Below are 16,283 nucleotides of genomic sequence, written 5' to 3' on the forward strand. Positions count from 1 at the left end.
ACTTATAAAAAGAAAGTCATGTTAACTTGTTTTAACACCTCACTCGCTAAGCAACCATGCTGAGCAAATTGGCTATCTGGCTTATGGGGTGCCGAAACAAGTTTTGAATGACATTGGGATATAACTACCCGTGTTTTTTCTTTTTATTCATTTTAGCCTTGGTACCGGCACTTAAATTATAAGTTTTAGCATTTGATGCTTTTTTTCGTGGAAAGCTTCACCAACACCTGCGGGTTTAACATCTTCCTTAGCATCCGCTTTTTTAGGCTTCGACTCGGTTACTATCACCAGGTCATCCGGCAGCTCGGCTACTGGGATTTTATTCCCTATCATCTGCTCAATCTTTTTTACCTGGCTCAACTCGATATCAGTAGCAAAGGTCATGGCCAGCGTTTCTTCCTTATCGTCCGGATTAGGATTTGCCACACGGCTAATAAACAGTTCATTATCTGTAGGCAAATCAAAATGGATCAGGAAGGGGATACCGCTCAGGTTAAGGTTTTCGTCATTTTCGTTAGTCACGATCAGGATTCTTGCACCCGCTTCGGCTTTAAACTCTTGAATGGTTTTGAACCCCTTTGAGTCGAAAAACTTAGGGTTTAAATATGCTACACCGGTACGTAAACGGCTTTTAAGGCTTTGAAAAAGCTTCTCAGCAGTTGTTTGGGTGTTTACGAATACAATGGTTTTAGTAAACAGTTCTTCATCGTACATGAATAAATTGAGCAGGTTTAGCTTGGTGCCAAAGTTTGGTACGTTATATAAAAGCTGCTCATGGGTTTCAATAGCCGTTTCGCCCAGTTCATCAACCTCAATTGTAGCCGGTTGCCTCATGAACGGATCAAGCATTTTTTCGAGTTTGGCGTGCATCACCTCGGTAAACACCAGGTGTTGGCCCTTGTCAATACTGTTAGCCAGTTCAACAACCGGCAATTGCAAATCTTTTTTACAATCTGGTCGGCATCATCTATCACCAGCAAATCAACCTTATTTAAATTTAAGGCCAGTTTAAGATAGATGGCCCTCGCCCTGTCGGGAGTGGCTACAACAATGTCGGCACCGTCGGCAAGCTCATCCATCTGGCTTTCAAAGCCAGGAGTGACGTACAGGCCAACTATGCGGATAGATTTATTTTTGTTAAGCCTGTCAAACTGTTCTATAACAGCAAACACCTGTTCTTTTTCGGGTACAAGCACCAATACACGCGGAACACCTTCGGGAGCATAGTTAAAGCGGTTTAATACACCTAATACATAAGTGGTGGTCTTCCCGCTGCCTTCGGGGCCTATGGCGATAATATCCTGCCCGCCAATTATGCGGTTGATTGTTTTAAGCTGAAGCTCTTTAGGGTTTGCAAAACCGGCTTCATTTACCGAACGCAATAATTGTTTGTTAAGCTTCAATTTATCAGACCACGCCATCAGGATACTTATTAAAAGTTAAAATGAGGGTGCAAAAGTACCAAATTAACGCGTCATATTTTTAAAAATCAGCAGATAAGGCAGGGGAACTGCATCTAAATATTTAGCGGCGACGACTTGTTATAAGATTGCTAACAAAATAAGGTTATGATGTTGGTGAGCAATCAGCATCAAATGATACTTGTTTTATGGCCTGATCGCGGTTAATGTTACTGGTTTCATCTGTACCCGCTTTTGCCGATAACCAGCACAAACATTCGGACATGTTTAAGAGCTCAAGAATATCAGTTTAGTGTAACCCTTGATTTTATTTAAGTATCTGAATATAAGTTATTTGAAAATGTAACTTTTAAAAAGTGTTAACCCTGTTAACCCCCATTTACATACGTTTGTCATGGCAAATAAATGTTATAGGGGGTACCAGTCTGTACTGTTGAGCAGTGAAAATGCCGACCGCGGTTCAAGATCAAGGTAACGATAAGTTACTTTTGAAAGATACAAGCCCTGGGGGTGTGCCGGAATAATGATTTTGGGTGTTTGTTTGTTGGCAATATAAAACTCAAATTCATCTGTGCTCATCTGTCCTTTGCCAATTTCAAGCAGGCGACCAACGGTGATCCTGATCATCTTATATAAAAAACGATTGGCGGTAATGTTAAATCTGAGCTTGCTTCCATTGCCGTCGATATAAAGCCCTGTAGATTTTACGTGGCAAATAGTGTGCTCAATCCTGTTGGGCGTTTTGCACAAGGCGCGGAAGTCGGTGTAATGAGGCAGGATGGAAACAGCCTTTTTCATTGCATCCAAATCAAGATCCTGATCCGGATAAAGTGAACTGAAATTACTAAGAAATGGGTCTTTATAATTATGGATGAAATAATCATAGGTACGGATCACGCCATCAAAACGGGCATGCGGATCGCCCTGCATCGGGATAATATCAAATACAGCAATATCATCCGGCAGCAGTTTGTTAAGGCGAAATAACAGGTCGAAATCTAAACTGTCAGGAATATCTGCGTGAAAAAAATACTGACTTGCATGTACCTTAGCATCTGTACGGCCGCAACCGTTAATGGCAACAGGTTGTTTTAGTATTTTAGAGAGGGCCGTTTCAATTACCTCCTGCACTGTAATTGCTTTAGAAAGTTTTTGCCAGCCCGAATATCTTGCGCCATGATAACCGATATGAAAAAAGTGCCGCTTTGTTGATTTAAGCATAGTTTTCAAAAATGCAGATTATTTTAAAAATCGTGTACAAAACAAAAGCCCAATGTAATTAAACACCGGGCTTTATGTATATTAAAACAATTGTTTACACTTTTTTGGGCGGAAGATCAAAGGCGATAGCGTTATGTTCAAAATGACCTTTGTGCGAACCATCGCAAAATGGTTTGTTTGCCGATAAGCCGCAACGGCAAATAGAAACTACAGTACGGCCCTGTAAACCGTAAGCGTTGCCCTGCATATCAACAATTTCAAAATCGCCTTCTATTTTAACCGAACCGTTATTATTAATGGTAAGTTTAGTTTTCTCCATGTGTTAAATTTTGGCCAAAGTTAAAACTTGACAAGCCGCCAAAATTGTTTATTTGTTATTTAGAAGTGTTCCTGATTGGATGAAACAACGGAGTGCGGATTAATTAGTTGAATGACTGGTTAAACGCTACGAGTACCTGCAAAAACACATCCCTGTCTAAGGCAAAGGAAGCAGGCTGCTCGGGTTTCAGAGGTTTTCCGTCTTTTATTTTAAGCGGGAATAAGGCAATAAAATCGCGAATGCTAATATCATATCTTAGCATAGGATCGCGGCGATGGATTTCTTCCAGCCTCATCTCAAAAATGGAAACGCTTAGCGGGTCTGCAATCATTACCCAAAACTAATATTTGTTTACCGCTCTGCAATGAAACATCAGCCATAAATGACAAAATGAAAGTATCGGCGATGTTTATTTTTCTGAATTAGGGCAGCTAACAGAAATTAACAATTTTCAACCCTTTAACAGCATTGAATTAAATGCGGGGTACCGACAATTTGTAGAGAATGTTCACACGGAAGCAGACCGCATAATGGCTTTTCATATACCTGAAAAATTAAAAGGCTTACTTTAAAAATATCCTATTTAGACGAAGATCGGCAATCACATAGTACCATTGTAAGGGTAGTAAATAATCAGGTAATTAATACAAAAGAGTAATTGCAACAGACTTTTTGAAAAAACGTATTGATTGGAACCAATTTGAGTTGTTTGTTGCTGAATTATATAAAGATAACGATGAAGTAATAGTAGATCATAACGTAGAAGAAATAGGTAAATCGAACGCGTTCCGGCAAATAGATGTACGAGTAATTCATAAGACGAAACTGCGTACCTATAAAACAATCATTGAATATAAAAGCTGGAAGCATAGGGTAGGCCGTGCCCGCATAGATGTGTTGGCTCCATCAATGGAGGATCTGAATGCCTCAAAGGGCGTATTTTTACAACTAAGGGCTTTCAGTAAGGTGCGGTAGAATAAGCGAATTATAAAAATATTGATATTTTAACTGTCCGTGATTTGACTGATAATGAATGGGGACAACTAGGAAGACACTACAGTTGATCAGGATACTTTTAAAAGGGTCAGGCGGACGAATTAGCCTTTGCACTAATCGTTGAAATTATATCACCAAGCCGAGAAATGTTGTACCCCAATCAAAAAAATTTACAACATTTAATATTTCAGAACAACTTAAAGATAATAGCGGTACCGCAAGAACCGATATTTTAGAAAATGGAGCAGTTGTCAAAATTATTTTGGAGCCTTACGTTTCCAATAGCCTTAAACCTGACACCACAATTAAACAAACTGAAAATTTGAAATTAAAGTTGAAATAATAATCACCTGCTTAATTACCTTCTCGACACCAGTTGCTTTTTTTAAGTTGGGTCATCGGACTACGATTTTCGAAAGAAAAGATTAAGACTATGGTCAATGTCATCACCGTATCATCAAAAGAAAAAGGCTGCTCCAAAGAAACAGCCTTATAAAAAAATAAACTCCTTCAGTAATTTAAGGTACTACTGAACTTTTTCTTTTCGCGGAGAGTTAGGGAACAATAACGTATTTAACTTCCGCTGTAAATCAATGCCTTGTGTTTTTTACAATTAGAGGTCACCTAATAGATCACCTTTAAATAATCAAATCGCTTGTGTGCACACATTATTCCATTTTTAATTGACGATTAAGGGATTTAGAACACCCTAAATTTGCCAGTGGTAGCCGAATAACACCTTTTTGCAGTAAAAACGTATTAATACGCGCTAAACTCAGTATAAATACGCTTGCGATTCGGATTATGCAGTGCCATATTTGAATAGGTTGCGATAAAATTATTTATGGATTTAACTATAGTTATATATGCTATGTTTATAAATTATTTAGACAAACCATCTGTTACTATTTATCAGCCAGTGCTTTAACATTACCCGCTATGATTAATCTCTTTATTTCATATTCGCACGAGGATGAAAGGCATCTCAAACAGCTAAGGACTTTTCTTTCAGACAGGAATTGCCCCAACATCAGAATATGGGACGATGGAAAAATAGAGCCTGGAGCAGAATGGGATGCCGAGATAAAAAACAGGCTTGATGAAGCACATATCGTGCTGCTTTTAATCACTCAAACTTTCTTAAACTCCAGGTATATTAATAACGTTGAGCTAAATACCGCATTGGAAAACCTGGATAAGAAAAAAACAAGGGTGGTGCCGATTTTTGTAAAAGATTGTTTTCTTGAGCCCTATCCTCAGATAACCAGGCTCCAGGGACTGCCAGACAATAAACGTTTTCTATCTACATTGGGCGATGCTGCAGACAGGGAATACGTTCAGATCGTAAAAAAATAAATGAAATTGCGGGCGAAATGCTTACAGATCTGCAGATTCGTAAGTCAATCGATCAGCAGGATGAACAAAGCCGGGCGGCAAAAGATATTGCGATGCTGAGCGATAACCGTAAGGTGTTTCTGTCCATTCCCGATTCTTTTAGCGGACGGGAAAAGCGGAAAGAGTTTCTTTATGTAGTTATGGGGCGCAAACAATATGAAAACTGGCCTTATGAAATTGTTCCCGGTATTAAAGATTGGGAAGCGATTGAAAAGTTACCAGAAACCGAAAGAAGCGACCGCATGCTTAAGCTGATAAAGGAATGTGCCTTTGCTATTCATATCATGATGACCGCCGATGAATTGGATGAAGGGTTTGATTTATTGCAATATAACCTTGCTATAACACACGAAAAGCAGGCCGCTTTTTTTAGCAATATCCTTTGGTTGCCCAACCCGCTTGTTAGCCAGGAACTGGATGAAAAGCTGTTGATGCACCCCACCGTACTTGGAAATAATTTTGAAACGATTTTTCGGATGATTGAAGATAAGAATGCCGAGAAGGAGGCCAGGATAAAAGCGATGCGACATGATTTTGCTCCGCACAAAAAGGTATACATGTTTTATGATTTTGAAAAAGACCATAACAGCATGCTGCGTATTAAACTTAAAAACATGATGGAAACCGACAAACGGATCCTCATTAATTTCAGCATACCAGGCATTCCATTTGAAAAAGATCGCGCGGAAGCACAAGAAAGCGAGGGGATTTGTTTGTATTACGGGCAGTCGAACCCGGAGTGGTTTGTTATAAGGCAGTCAATGCTTATAGACGCCAAAGGCAATCAACAGAAAATGCTGTGCATAGATGATCCTGATATTGATTTAAAATATGACCGGGATGTAAGCAAGAATGCTTTTAATCATATTATAAAAGGCAAAGACAGAATAGATTTTGAACTTGAAGGTTTTATCAACGGACTTTTTGCACCGAAGTAATGAACAACCCAAATCAATCACCAAAGGTATCAGCAGTAGATAACGGCGCGGGATTGTCTGGCATGTGTTATCAATTGGATGAATTTTACCTGGACTTGCAGGAAGATGGTAATCATATCCGATTACTGACCCCTGCCGAAATAAAGAAAAATCCTTTTCCCGGCCTGCGGCCTTACCGCACATCTGAATTTCAGCTTTTCAAAGGCAGGGGCGGGCAGGCCGAGGAACTGATCAGGCGGCTTCAAAACAATAAATTCCTTGCGGTTATTGGTAGTTCGGGTACGGGTAAATCATCTTTGGTGCGGGCCGGCCTCATTCCGCAACTCTTCGGTGGTTATCTGCATGGTACAAGCAACAGATGGGACGTAGCTATTTGCCGGCCCGGAGCTGATCCTATAGAAAACCTTGCTATCGCGTTGGCCAGTATACGAAGCAGTTCAAGGAGCAAAGAAGTGATCGAGCACGATTTCAGGGAGATCTACCCACAATTACTTAGATCCATTTATGGATTGTTGGATGTTGCCAGATTGCTTAATGAGGGCAAAAAAGAAGGAAAAAAACGAAACCTGCTTGTAATTATTGATCAATTTGAAGAATTATTTCGTTTTACAGCAAAAAGCGGGCTGATGGACGGGCATCAGACCCAGTTTGTAAACCTGTTGCTGAAAGCTGCCACAACTAAAGATGATCCTGTTTACGTAATTACCACCATGCGGTCGGAATTTCTTGGCGATTGTGTCCGTTTTCAGGGCTTACCTGAGGCTATTAACCGGAGCCAGTATCTTGTGCCGCAACTTGACCGGCCACAATTGAAGGAAGTAATAGAAGGTCCGCTTTTGCTGGCGGAAAAGAGCATAGCATCCGGGCTTATTGAATTACTGATCAACAAGATTGAAGAAAATAAGCTAAAAGATAACCTTGATCAACTGCCAATTTTGCAGCATGCGCTAATGCGAACGTATCGGCAATCATCTGATAGATCAATTAACGGAGAGATTGTATATGACGATTACAAGGCCGTTGGCGGAATGGAGGAATCTTTATCGCGCCATGCAAGCGATAAATTCCGGGAGTTAGGTGATAAAGACAACCAAGCAAAGCTTTCAAAAAAGCAGCAGATTGCTAAACTGATTTTCCAGGCCATTACTGACCAAAGTAAGGGCGGACAAAAAGGGGGCCGTCGGCCGCTTCCACTCGGTAAAATATATGACCTATGCAAACCGCTCCCTGCAAATGAGGAAGAAATAAATGCCGTAATTGCGTATTTCAGGGCAACAGATACTTCTTTTCTGATGCCGCCCCCTCTACGCCATTAAATCCGGAGCTTGTTATCGACATCTCACATGAAAGCCTGATGCGAAACTGGGTTGAACTCCGTACCTGGATCAACGAAGAAACCGCGAACGGAAAACTTTATACCAGGCTTAATGAAAGAAGAGAGCTTTATGAACACGATCCTTCGGATGTTATAAAGGGTGTATTACTACGTGAACTGAAAGAGCTGGTGGAGAAGATAAAAATTACGGCAGCATGGGCTTCACGTTACCATCAAACCCCGCAAGAAGGGGTGCTGAACCTGATCATGAGTTTCTTAAAGAAAAGAATCTTGCCTTCCTGGATTATAGCATAAGAAAGGAGGATCAGGAAACAGAGGAGCAAAAATTAGAGATTGAGGCAGAAGTCAGGAGGCAGGAACGGGAAAGGAACAGGAAGATTTTAATGTTTATACTTTCTTTCGGTTTAGTACTGACATTGATAGTCGCAGCATGGGCTATTCAGCAAAAGGCAGAGGCAAACCGGCAAAAGGCAGAGGCGAACAAAAACCTTGTAGAAGCGCAAAAAAGTGCCCGAATAGCTCAAAACGCAAAGATCAGGGCAGACAAATATTTGGAACAGACCACACTTGTTAACAACGAGCTCATAAAAAGCCAGGCTGGCCTTCAATTGCAACTAAAACATAATGATTCACTTACTAATTCGCTTCGCAAAGTTTCAAAAGAAGTGGCGAGTCAAAAAAAGCGATTGAACTACAACTAACCATCAACGCGCTTCAAAAGGAACATTTTTATAAGGTAAGTGGACTAAGTGACAAGCTCAAGGGCGATATGTTGGGTAATGTGTTAAAAGGAAAGCTGGAACGTTCTGGAACGGTAGATGTAGAAAAATATATTGACAATAATAAACTTCAACTTCTGAACAGGGCTGCGATAGCATTTGATACGATACCAGCCAATGCTATTTTGGGACTGAGAATGGCAGACACTTTGTGGAACATGCATTCAGAAAACATTTACCTGAGTCAAATCATCAGGACTATTTTCGAAACCAATCTTTTTCCCGATAATATCCTGAACGTGGGAGATGACGAAAATCTTAAAATTTCGCCCGCCGGAACCGATGGTTTTTATGCTATCGGCAGCGACTCCCTGTTCTCCCTTCGTTATGATCCGGTTGGCAAAATGATTGAGCTACGTCAGGCTTACCGGATCAAAGGGGGATCCCTTGGATGGAAAGCATACATTTCGATAAACAACAACGGGTTGCTTGCACTTGACCGGGGCAATTTGATTTATTGGGATAAAGGTCGTGAATCTTTATTAGATACTATTCCATCACCTGCATATGCAGTTTTTACTCCAGACGGAAAACAGCTTATTACTTCCCTGCGGGATTCGGTTACGCTCTGGAATCTGGATCAATTAAAAACGGGCCCCGGATTTGGCAGGATGAAGGGAAAATTCCTTACAGCTAAACAGAATATCAAAGGTTTAACAGTATCGCCCGATGGCTTAAAGTTGTTGATTCAAACCTCAGAGTATGACGAGGCATGGGATATTAATAATATGGTAAAGCTTACTTTAAGAAATAATTATTACCTCAAGGGGACAAACTATGTAAGTTTTACTCCGAACAGCGATAATTTATTAGTAGTATGGGGAAATAGCATATACCTGACAAAGTTTGATGGGAGAGTTTTAAATGTCGTTACCTGGCCTTTGCCCGGCAATGGTTTAGACCAGGGCTATAACAGCTCAAAAATTGATAAGATTATGCTTTCTGCCGATTGGAAAAAGGCTATAGTATTATCAAGAAGAGGCACTTTTTTGATTGAGTCGGCTGACGATTCCTTATTACATAATATGTCTGCAAACCAGATGACGCGTAGTTATGCAAGGAAAAAATCTATCCGGATATAAAAATGAAGAGGTTCAGCAATGGGAATACACCAATTAAAGACGCGAAATTTATTGATGATATAACTGCAGTGATGACCGACAACGACGGGCTTGTGAGTCTTTGGAATACACGTAACAATTCGAGGGCTGATATAAACGAAAGTTTTGGCCGATTAAAGGGCTTTCTTAAACAATCAGAGGAAGAAAAGCTTGAAAGTGGCCTGCTTTCTTATGATTACATCATGCATTCTAACAATGTTAGATTGATCAGAAAGTCGGTTATTTATTTTTTTCCGCATACACCGGATTCGTACAATGAGATGCCGATGGATACCCTTATCAAGGTCAAAGCTTTGTTAACGCATGCGTTACAAATAAACCACACCAGCCAACGGCGATATGAGCTATGGCAACTCGCCATGGTTAATAATCAAATGATTGCCGAGATGCCAGAAGTTGACCTTTCTGTTTACAGCGAAAAAGCTAAACTTTCAGCGGAGAATATAAAACTTTATAACGAATACCTGGCTCTCACTCCCAATGATGCAGAAGCGCAACGATTATTGTCTGTTTCATATGGTTCGCTTTCTTTCTACAAAATTTTTGAACGGGATTACACTGCTGCAATTGCTGCAGCAAAAAAGGGACTGGAGCTCGGTCCCGGTGAAACTTGGATCTACACTAACCTTGCGCTTGGCAATCTGCTACAGGGAAATTATACAGAGGCAGAACTATTATACCGGAATTATAAGGATGTTTTGTACCGGAGTCAGACAATTAAGGTGAGTTTCCTGGATGATTTTGAGAAAATGCAACAAACGAAAGTTATTACCGGAAAAGAACCCGCCGTATTGAAGATTAAAGAAATTTTAAACGCCAACCCATAGGCATAGTGCTTTTAAAAAAGCAAAAGCTTATGCCATTTATCTGCCATTATGGAACAGAATGATTTTCAAAAGTATGTTGAAGACAGGTATCGTCATCAAATGGAGTATTACAAGACAACCTCGGCTAAAAACCATCGTCTCTACAGGAATTTTCAGTGGACTCTGATAATTCTGTCGTTATTGACTCCGGTATTTACGGCGTTAAAATTAGGAGGTAACGCCGCCCCTGGCAGTGGACTGGGCGTTGATTGGACTATCCTGACATTGATTATATCGAGTGCGGTTGCCATTCTCACTACCGCATTAAAAACCTTCAATTATCAGGAACTTTGGGTAACAGCACGTACCACTTACGAACAGCTCAAACCGGAGATCCATTATTACAATTTTAACCTGGGGCCTTACGCCAAGCCCGATCAAAATAAGGAAGGTTTATTTGTTACGCGGGTTGAAGCAATACTAAGTTCAGAGCACGATTTATGGCCACCGGCGAAAATGCAAACCGAAAAAAATAGAATAGCTGCTTCATTGCTTCGCCGCTTACACTCTACTTCCTGGAAAATTCGCTCGAAAAATATGCTTACCGCGTGAGTATTGGCCCAGGGGTATTTATCGCATCCTGGATAGCGGCAATCGTGATCACCCTGTTCACTATCATTTTTCAGGCTATAAAAGCTGCGTTGACCAACCCAGAGAAAAGTTTGCGGAGTGAATGATTTATAGGATCCGCTGAAAACGCTTAAATCCGCAAACTGGGATCTGAGGCTTAATTGAACATTAGTAGGTGCGTTCCGTGGTGAGATACGTAACGCATTCTTAAACGTGTAAATCATGTTACAAAAGTGTTACAGTAACATTTCAGCGAAGGATCCTATTTCGCGTTTAGCGACAAAAAAAGGCCGTTTTTTGATATCAAAACGGCTTTTTTCAGAAATGCACCCTAATGGACTCGAACCTGTAAAAAAATAATAAACAACTATTATTAACTTTTTAGGTGTTCCTAAAATCGCTTATCAAATTGAATAACGTTATTTAATGAATGTGCGGTGGATTAAATCATCTTTTATTTCCTTGTAAAGGAATCCTAGACATTGTAGGCAAGTCTTCTTTGAGTTGGTTCGAACCAACTAAGTCAAGGAGTACAATTTTAGGCAAGTTGCCAATAAAGTTGACAACTTTTTTTATTAAGCGTCTGTTGGATATATAAATCAATATCAATTAAAAAATCTATCATTACAACGGTGCTTTTAGATTAAGGAATAGAGTCGTATCAACAGATAAATGTAAATTTGGATGTAATTAAGCAAAGATTCGCTTGAACCCATATACCTTTAATATCAGCCTTTATGACCTCGCCTCAACCGGAACCATATTTATCGGGTTGAATTTTTCGCTGCTTTTATGGTTTGGCAAGGGGATCAACAGAGTGGCTAACCGTTTGCTCGCCGTGGCCATGATAACCATTGTTTTGTGGATGGTTTGGGCGTTGTGTGCCGATATCGGGTTGGCAACCTATTTTCCCCGCTGGAATTGGTTACCACTGCAGTTTTCATTGGCTTTTGGCCCCTTGATTTATTTTTATGTTTTAAAGATAGTACGGCCGGATCGGGTATTTGGGTGGAAGGATCTGCTGCATTCCGGCCCCGTACTGGCAGAACAATTTATATTGCTGTTAGAAATAAAGGAGAGCTTAAGGACCAGTGAGCCCATTGATGATACTTTAACGTTTCAGCAAATGAGCCCGGTACTACACCTGGCAGCATTTATTTCGGTGATAGTGTACCTGGTCCTCTCTTTCAGATTAATTGAAAACTATTACCGGGGCTTAAAATTCAACAGATGGGGCGACAGGTATAGGTTGAGCTTGCGCTGGTTACACCGGTGGTTGAATATTTTTGGTGTGCTGTGGTTATTGTGGATACCTTTTACAGCAATCAATTACTTTTATTACCACAATGCACGGGGTATATACGCCTGCTACCCTTTATACCTGCTGCTTACAGTTGCAATGATACGGATAACAGCTGTTGCTTTCTTAAAACCGGAAAAAGAGGTGCCGGCCCATGTGCCGGTATTGCCAAAGTCAGGTCCATCTGCTGCGCTCAGGAAAAAGGAGTGTGGCTAAGGAAAGCCATGCTTGATGACCGGTTATATCATGATCCGGAACTAAGCCTGACCACACTGGCAGAAAAACTAAAGATACATCCCCATGAGCTGTCCCGGATTATAAACGGAACGTTCGGCAAAAACTTTAATGACTTTGTTAACGAATACCGTATCCAGGAAGTGACCCTGAAAATGCAGGACACCAATTACGACAGGTTAACGATGCTGGGCATTGCTTTCGATTCGGGTTTTAATTCAAAATCAACCTTTAATCGTACTTTTCGTGAAATCACGGGTAAAAGCCCGGCAGCATACAAAAATGACCTGAAAAAAGGTGGCCCAACTTATCATTTGAGCCCTTATTCCCGTTCGGCGGCAATAATTTCGTACCAGGAAGCCAAACCAAACTGGCCAACTGATAAAGTAAACCGGAATTATATGTTTAAGAATTATTTAAAAATAGGGTGGAGAAACCTGGTACGGCAAAGGCTTTACAGCTTCATTAATATTTCTGGCCTTGCTGTCGGGCTGGCCGTATGTATGCTCATCTCGCTTTATGTTGCCCATGAACATAGCTATGATCGGTTTCACAAAAATGCAGATCGCATATTCAGGCCTTTTGCCGAAACAAAAATAAACGGCAATACCATTAATATGGATCATATGAGTTATGCATCAGGCCCGATCATTAAACAAACGCAGCCTGTTGTGGAAGACTATATGCGTACGCTGCATTATTTTATGCCGTCGGTAGTTATTAACCCTTCAAAACCGGAGCTCAAATTCACTGAAAATAAACTGTTGTTTGCAGATCCTGGTTTTTTCAGTTTCTTTTCCTTTAAGCTATTGTCAGGGCAGGCATCGCAGGTTTTATCCTCACCTTTTTCGGTTGTGATATCACAGGCCATGGCTGCAAAATATTTCGGCAATGAAAACCCTGTAGGCAAACGCCTAACCATTAAAACGGATAGCGCCTATACTTACCAGGTAACCGGAGTGGCCGAAAATTGTCCGTCCAATTCTTCTATTGAGTATAATTTTGTTGCTTCCAACAGCGGTTTAATGAAAACCAGAATTTCTGACATGTTCATCGGTGCACCAGGAATAGGCGGGGGAGCTTTCGATGTTTATCTTCTTCTGAAACACCGTACGGATACAGCAGTGTTGAGGCGTGGCCTCCTGGCATTTGATGCGGGTAAAGAAAGGGATCCAAACATTAAATTCTCACTGTTCCCGTTCTTGGATCAACATTTGAAAAGGTCGCATGACAACTCTAATTTTAAATACCTTACCATATTCCCCCTGGTTGCTATATTGATCCTTTTGCTGGCCTTGTTCAATTATATGAGCCTGTCAACAGCGAGGGCTACGTTGCGGGCAAAAGAGATCGGTGTGCGTAAGGTTTCAGGTGCAAGCCGCAAAGGCATCGCCATGCAGTTTTATGTTGAATCAGCTGTTTTTTCTACTATATCATTTGGCATCGGCTGTTTGTTGTGTTTGTTGTGTTTGTTGTTCAAGCCGGTATTTTTTAATATTCTTCAACTGCAAATCGATTATACATTTCTGCTCAATCCGCTAACTTTATCTATTTTGTTTGGGTTGTTGGTGTTAACGATATTAATAGCCGGCAGTTATCCGTCATTAGTGTTGTCGGGCTTTAAGCCGGCCATTACTCTCAAGGGAAAAATGAGCAAACAATCGGGTGGTATCATCATCCGGAAGATATTTACCACCCTTCAGTTTTCGATATCTGTAGCACTGATTATTTGTGGTATTGTAATAGACCGGCAGCTTTATTTTTTCAGGCACACAGAAACTGGTGTCGACCGTGATAATGTTATCATGATACCGACTGGCAGCGGGCTTAAAAGTTATGCAGCATTTAAGCGGGATGTTATGTCATTGCCGGGCATAAGTAATGTAGCAACTTCCCGTTATGGAATGTTCGGGAGTTATGACATAATCGGTATAGGCGGTAATTCCAAAGAAGAAAGCATGATGCTGCGTGGTTTAAGAGTAGATAAAAACTTCATCTCTATTTTGGGATTGCAATGGAAATATCCCCCGATACAGGATAACCGCTTAGAAGCAGGATCGAAAGTGGTCATTAACGAATTGGCTATAGAGAAATTGCACTTACCCCTTAACCCTATAGGAACTATTATTGATTCGGGGCCCGAGAAACTTGAAGTAGCCGGAGTGGTGAAAAATTTCAATTTTGGCTCGTTAGAAGATGCAGTACAGCCGCTGGGACTTTTCATTACAGCCGATACGGCAAGGGACTGGACACTCGGCTCGGGCGGGCGCTACCTGTTTGCCAAAGTACAACCGCGTACCAACTTGCCTACGCTGATCGGTTCGATACAAAACATTTTCAAAAAATACGATAAGGATACCCTGTTCGATTACACTTTTATGGATGATGCTTTTAATGCCCAGTATAAAGCCGAAGATAAGCTGGCTGCAATTTTCAGTGTTTTTACCGTCATAACTATCATTTTAGCTGCGATGGGCTTGTTTGGACTGGCTGCATTTACCATAGAGCAACGCACCAAAGAAATTGGCATACGGAAAGTTTTGGGCGCGAGCATATCATCAATCAACAGCCTGCTCTCCATAGATTTTTTAAAGCTGATATTGTTGTCAATTTTGCTGTCGTCGCCGGTAGCGTGGTGGGCCATGCATAACTGGCTTCAAGGCTTTGCTAATCGCATTACAATACAATGGTGGATGTTTGGAGCTGCGGGGCTGCTGGCTATCATCGTGGCAGTGTTAACTGTAAGCTATCATGCAATAAGAGCAGCCGTTACCAACCCGGTGCAGAGCTTAAGAAGTGAGTGATCAGCTGAAACGCGTTAAATTAAACCTATTCCATGAATGTAACTCCTCTGGTTAAAAAAATAAAACCGATTTTCTACTCGTTCCTAATCCTTTTTTGTTTGATAGCTTGTAAACAAAGAGTCATAGTAAAACACAACGGCGAAAAAGACAGGATATCTTTTAAGCAGATATTTGGTATCAGTTATACCGAAGTGGCACGCAGGTTAGATAATGGCCTTTCGTTCAGCAAAGATGGTTACCAGTTGGAACCCGATTGGCAAATGGAATTTATTTCAAACGACTCTGTATGTATATATAGTCCTATAAAAAAAGAATACATCAATTTTCCTCTTACCTGTGGGTACGATTCAATCTTTAACACAGCAAGGACCTGGTTTAAGGCGAGGGAAATAACGCGAGACAGTTTATTGTTTCAGCTTATTGAAGCCCATGCAGATTCAATAGATACAAGGGGATCAAATGTATATATGACCTTTTACGCTGATAATTACATAAAAAATGTGATCCACAAAGATACTGCGACTGTAAAGGCACCCGGTAAACAGGATACTTTGTTTGTTAAATCCCTCGTGGATTCTGCAGAAAAAGATTATCATAAAGCATTTTCTGCACGTCAACCTCCAATTGTTGAGAGTAAAAGTAATCTGGTTAAAGTAACACGTCGGTACGCTCTTGGCGACATGTTAAACAACTTCGATACGTCCGATAATTATATGTATCCTACATACGATATTGCTATTAACCAGGCATATGCGAATTTTTATTATTCTTTTTCTGTTTTTGTTGACAACCGCGGAGATATTCATTATGATAAACCGTTGATTCCATTTACTGGAAAAGGATATGAAGAAAGTTATACCGCACTATCAAAAGCAGTAATGGAAAGGTATTTAAAAAATATTTAAGAATCCGGCCCGGTTCTACATTAGGTATGATCCATCCAAGTAGTATCAGTATCCATGTTGAAGGAAAAAAATCGTGCG

General features: G+C 40.7%; 17 protein-coding genes. 12 read left to right on the forward strand and 5 right to left on the reverse strand.

Features of this window, described 5'->3' with window-relative positions; genetic code table 11:
• Positions 1 to 171: 171 nt before the first annotated feature.
• The 5 genes from ACQ86K_RS13220 to ACQ86K_RS13240 form a co-directional block, all read right to left on the reverse strand.
• Positions 172 to 933: a helicase-related protein gene (locus tag ACQ86K_RS13220; RefSeq protein ID WP_431200519.1), complete on the reverse strand. Its 762-nt coding sequence runs from the start codon at positions 931 to 933 to the stop codon at positions 172 to 174.
• Positions 870 to 1,421 (reverse strand): DEAD/DEAH box helicase, encoded by a 552-nt coding sequence (locus ACQ86K_RS13225; RefSeq protein WP_431200520.1) that lies wholly within the window; start codon positions 1,419 to 1,421, stop codon positions 870 to 872. Before ACQ86K_RS13225 ends, ACQ86K_RS13220 begins: the two co-directional genes overlap by 64 nt.
• Positions 1,422 to 1,829: 408 nt before the next feature.
• Complete coding sequence (locus ACQ86K_RS13230) at positions 1,830 to 2,642, reverse strand: tRNA pseudouridine synthase A (protein ID WP_091170893.1); 813 nt, start codon at positions 2,640 to 2,642, stop codon at positions 1,830 to 1,832.
• A gap of 94 nt (positions 2,643 to 2,736) precedes the next feature.
• Positions 2,737 to 2,961 carry a CDGSH iron-sulfur domain-containing protein gene (locus tag ACQ86K_RS13235; protein ID WP_090525766.1) on the reverse strand — a complete coding sequence of 75 codons (225 nt, stop codon included), beginning with the start codon at positions 2,959 to 2,961 and terminating at the stop codon, positions 2,737 to 2,739.
• Positions 2,962 to 3,064: 103 nt separating this feature from the next.
• Entirely contained in the window at positions 3,065 to 3,292 is a 228-nt protein-coding gene (locus ACQ86K_RS13240; RefSeq protein ID WP_091170896.1) for a hypothetical protein, read from the reverse strand.
• Positions 3,293 to 3,633: 341 nt separating this feature from the next.
• Between ACQ86K_RS13240 and ACQ86K_RS13245 the strand changes: the two genes are divergently transcribed.
• The 12 genes from ACQ86K_RS13245 (at position 3,634) to ACQ86K_RS13300 (ending at position 16,205) form a co-directional block, all read left to right on the forward strand.
• Entirely contained in the window at positions 3,634 to 3,936 is a 303-nt protein-coding gene (locus ACQ86K_RS13245) for a restriction endonuclease (RefSeq protein ID WP_176844508.1), read from the forward strand.
• Positions 3,937 to 4,896: 960 nt separating this feature from the next.
• Complete coding sequence (locus tag ACQ86K_RS13250; RefSeq protein ID WP_431200521.1) at positions 4,897 to 5,313, forward strand: toll/interleukin-1 receptor domain-containing protein; 417 nt, start codon at positions 4,897 to 4,899, stop codon at positions 5,311 to 5,313.
• Between the two features lie 17 nt (positions 5,314 to 5,330).
• Complete coding sequence (locus tag ACQ86K_RS13255; protein WP_431200522.1) at positions 5,331 to 6,290, forward strand: hypothetical protein; 960 nt, start codon at positions 5,331 to 5,333, stop codon at positions 6,288 to 6,290.
• Entirely contained in the window at positions 6,290 to 7,606 is a 1,317-nt protein-coding gene (locus ACQ86K_RS13260; protein WP_431200523.1) for a hypothetical protein, read from the forward strand. The genes ACQ86K_RS13255 and ACQ86K_RS13260 overlap by 1 nt, the downstream gene beginning before the upstream one ends.
• A 20-nt stretch (positions 7,607 to 7,626) precedes the next feature.
• The gene (locus ACQ86K_RS13265; protein ID WP_431200848.1) at positions 7,627 to 7,920 is read left to right on the forward strand and encodes a hypothetical protein; all 294 of its coding nucleotides are present in this window, start codon (positions 7,627 to 7,629) and stop codon (positions 7,918 to 7,920) included.
• A gap of 89 nt (positions 7,921 to 8,009) precedes the next feature.
• Positions 8,010 to 8,327, forward strand: coding sequence for a hypothetical protein (locus ACQ86K_RS13270; protein ID WP_431200524.1), 318 nt, complete (start codon positions 8,010 to 8,012; stop codon positions 8,325 to 8,327).
• A 68-nt stretch (positions 8,328 to 8,395) separates the two neighbouring features.
• Positions 8,396 to 9,487 carry a hypothetical protein gene (locus ACQ86K_RS13275; RefSeq protein ID WP_431200525.1) on the forward strand — a complete coding sequence of 364 codons (1,092 nt, stop codon included), beginning with the start codon at positions 8,396 to 8,398 and terminating at the stop codon, positions 9,485 to 9,487.
• A 2-nt stretch (positions 9,488 to 9,489) separates the two neighbouring features.
• Positions 9,490 to 10,353, forward strand: a complete 864-nt coding sequence (locus ACQ86K_RS13280; RefSeq protein ID WP_431200526.1) for a tetratricopeptide repeat protein — start codon at positions 9,490 to 9,492, stop codon at positions 10,351 to 10,353.
• 48 nt (positions 10,354 to 10,401) lie between these two features.
• Positions 10,402 to 10,944 carry a DUF4231 domain-containing protein gene (locus ACQ86K_RS13285; RefSeq protein ID WP_431200527.1) on the forward strand — a complete coding sequence of 181 codons (543 nt, stop codon included), beginning with the start codon at positions 10,402 to 10,404 and terminating at the stop codon, positions 10,942 to 10,944.
• 724 nt (positions 10,945 to 11,668) lie between these two features.
• Positions 11,669 to 12,478 (forward strand): hypothetical protein, encoded by an 810-nt coding sequence (locus ACQ86K_RS13290; RefSeq protein WP_431200528.1) that lies wholly within the window; start codon positions 11,669 to 11,671, stop codon positions 12,476 to 12,478.
• Positions 12,469 to 15,300, forward strand: a complete 2,832-nt coding sequence (locus ACQ86K_RS13295; RefSeq protein WP_431200529.1) for an ABC transporter permease — start codon at positions 12,469 to 12,471, stop codon at positions 15,298 to 15,300. Before ACQ86K_RS13290 ends, ACQ86K_RS13295 begins: the two co-directional genes overlap by 10 nt.
• A 98-nt stretch (positions 15,301 to 15,398) precedes the next feature.
• A complete protein-coding gene (locus ACQ86K_RS13300; protein WP_431200530.1) occupies positions 15,399 to 16,205 on the forward strand; it encodes a hypothetical protein in 807 nt (268 codons plus the stop codon).
• Positions 16,206 to 16,283: the final 78 nt, after the last annotated feature.

Origin of the sequence: Mucilaginibacter sp. P19, assembly GCF_050632265.1 — a bacterium.
Classification (GTDB): Bacteria; Bacteroidota; Bacteroidia; order Sphingobacteriales; family Sphingobacteriaceae; genus Mucilaginibacter; species Mucilaginibacter gossypii.

Bases quoted from the DNA above. Each gene is read 5' to 3' on its own strand.
- ACQ86K_RS13255 (WP_431200522.1), top strand. From the start codon at position 5,331: ATGCTTACAGATCTGCAGATTCGTAAGTCAATCGATCAGCAGGATGAA.
- ACQ86K_RS13280 (WP_431200526.1), top strand. From the start codon at position 9,490: ATGAAGAGGTTCAGCAATGGGAATACACCAATTAAAGACGCGAAATTT.
- ACQ86K_RS13260 (WP_431200523.1), top strand. From the start codon at position 6,290: ATGAACAACCCAAATCAATCACCAAAGGTATCAGCAGTAGATAACGGC.
- ACQ86K_RS13225 (WP_431200520.1), bottom strand. From the start codon at position 1,421: ATGGCGTGGTCTGATAAATTGAAGCTTAACAAACAATTATTGCGTTCG.
- ACQ86K_RS13285 (WP_431200527.1), top strand. From the start codon at position 10,402: ATGGAACAGAATGATTTTCAAAAGTATGTTGAAGACAGGTATCGTCAT.
- ACQ86K_RS13240 (WP_091170896.1), bottom strand. From the start codon at position 3,292: ATGATTGCAGACCCGCTAAGCGTTTCCATTTTTGAGATGAGGCTGGAA.
- ACQ86K_RS13230 (WP_091170893.1), bottom strand. From the start codon at position 2,642: ATGCTTAAATCAACAAAGCGGCACTTTTTTCATATCGGTTATCATGGC.
- ACQ86K_RS13275 (WP_431200525.1), top strand. From the start codon at position 8,396: ATGTTGGGTAATGTGTTAAAAGGAAAGCTGGAACGTTCTGGAACGGTA.
- ACQ86K_RS13235 (WP_090525766.1), bottom strand. From the start codon at position 2,961: ATGGAGAAAACTAAACTTACCATTAATAATAACGGTTCGGTTAAAATA.
- ACQ86K_RS13270 (WP_431200524.1), top strand. From the start codon at position 8,010: ATGTTTATACTTTCTTTCGGTTTAGTACTGACATTGATAGTCGCAGCA.
- ACQ86K_RS13250 (WP_431200521.1), top strand. From the start codon at position 4,897: ATGATTAATCTCTTTATTTCATATTCGCACGAGGATGAAAGGCATCTC.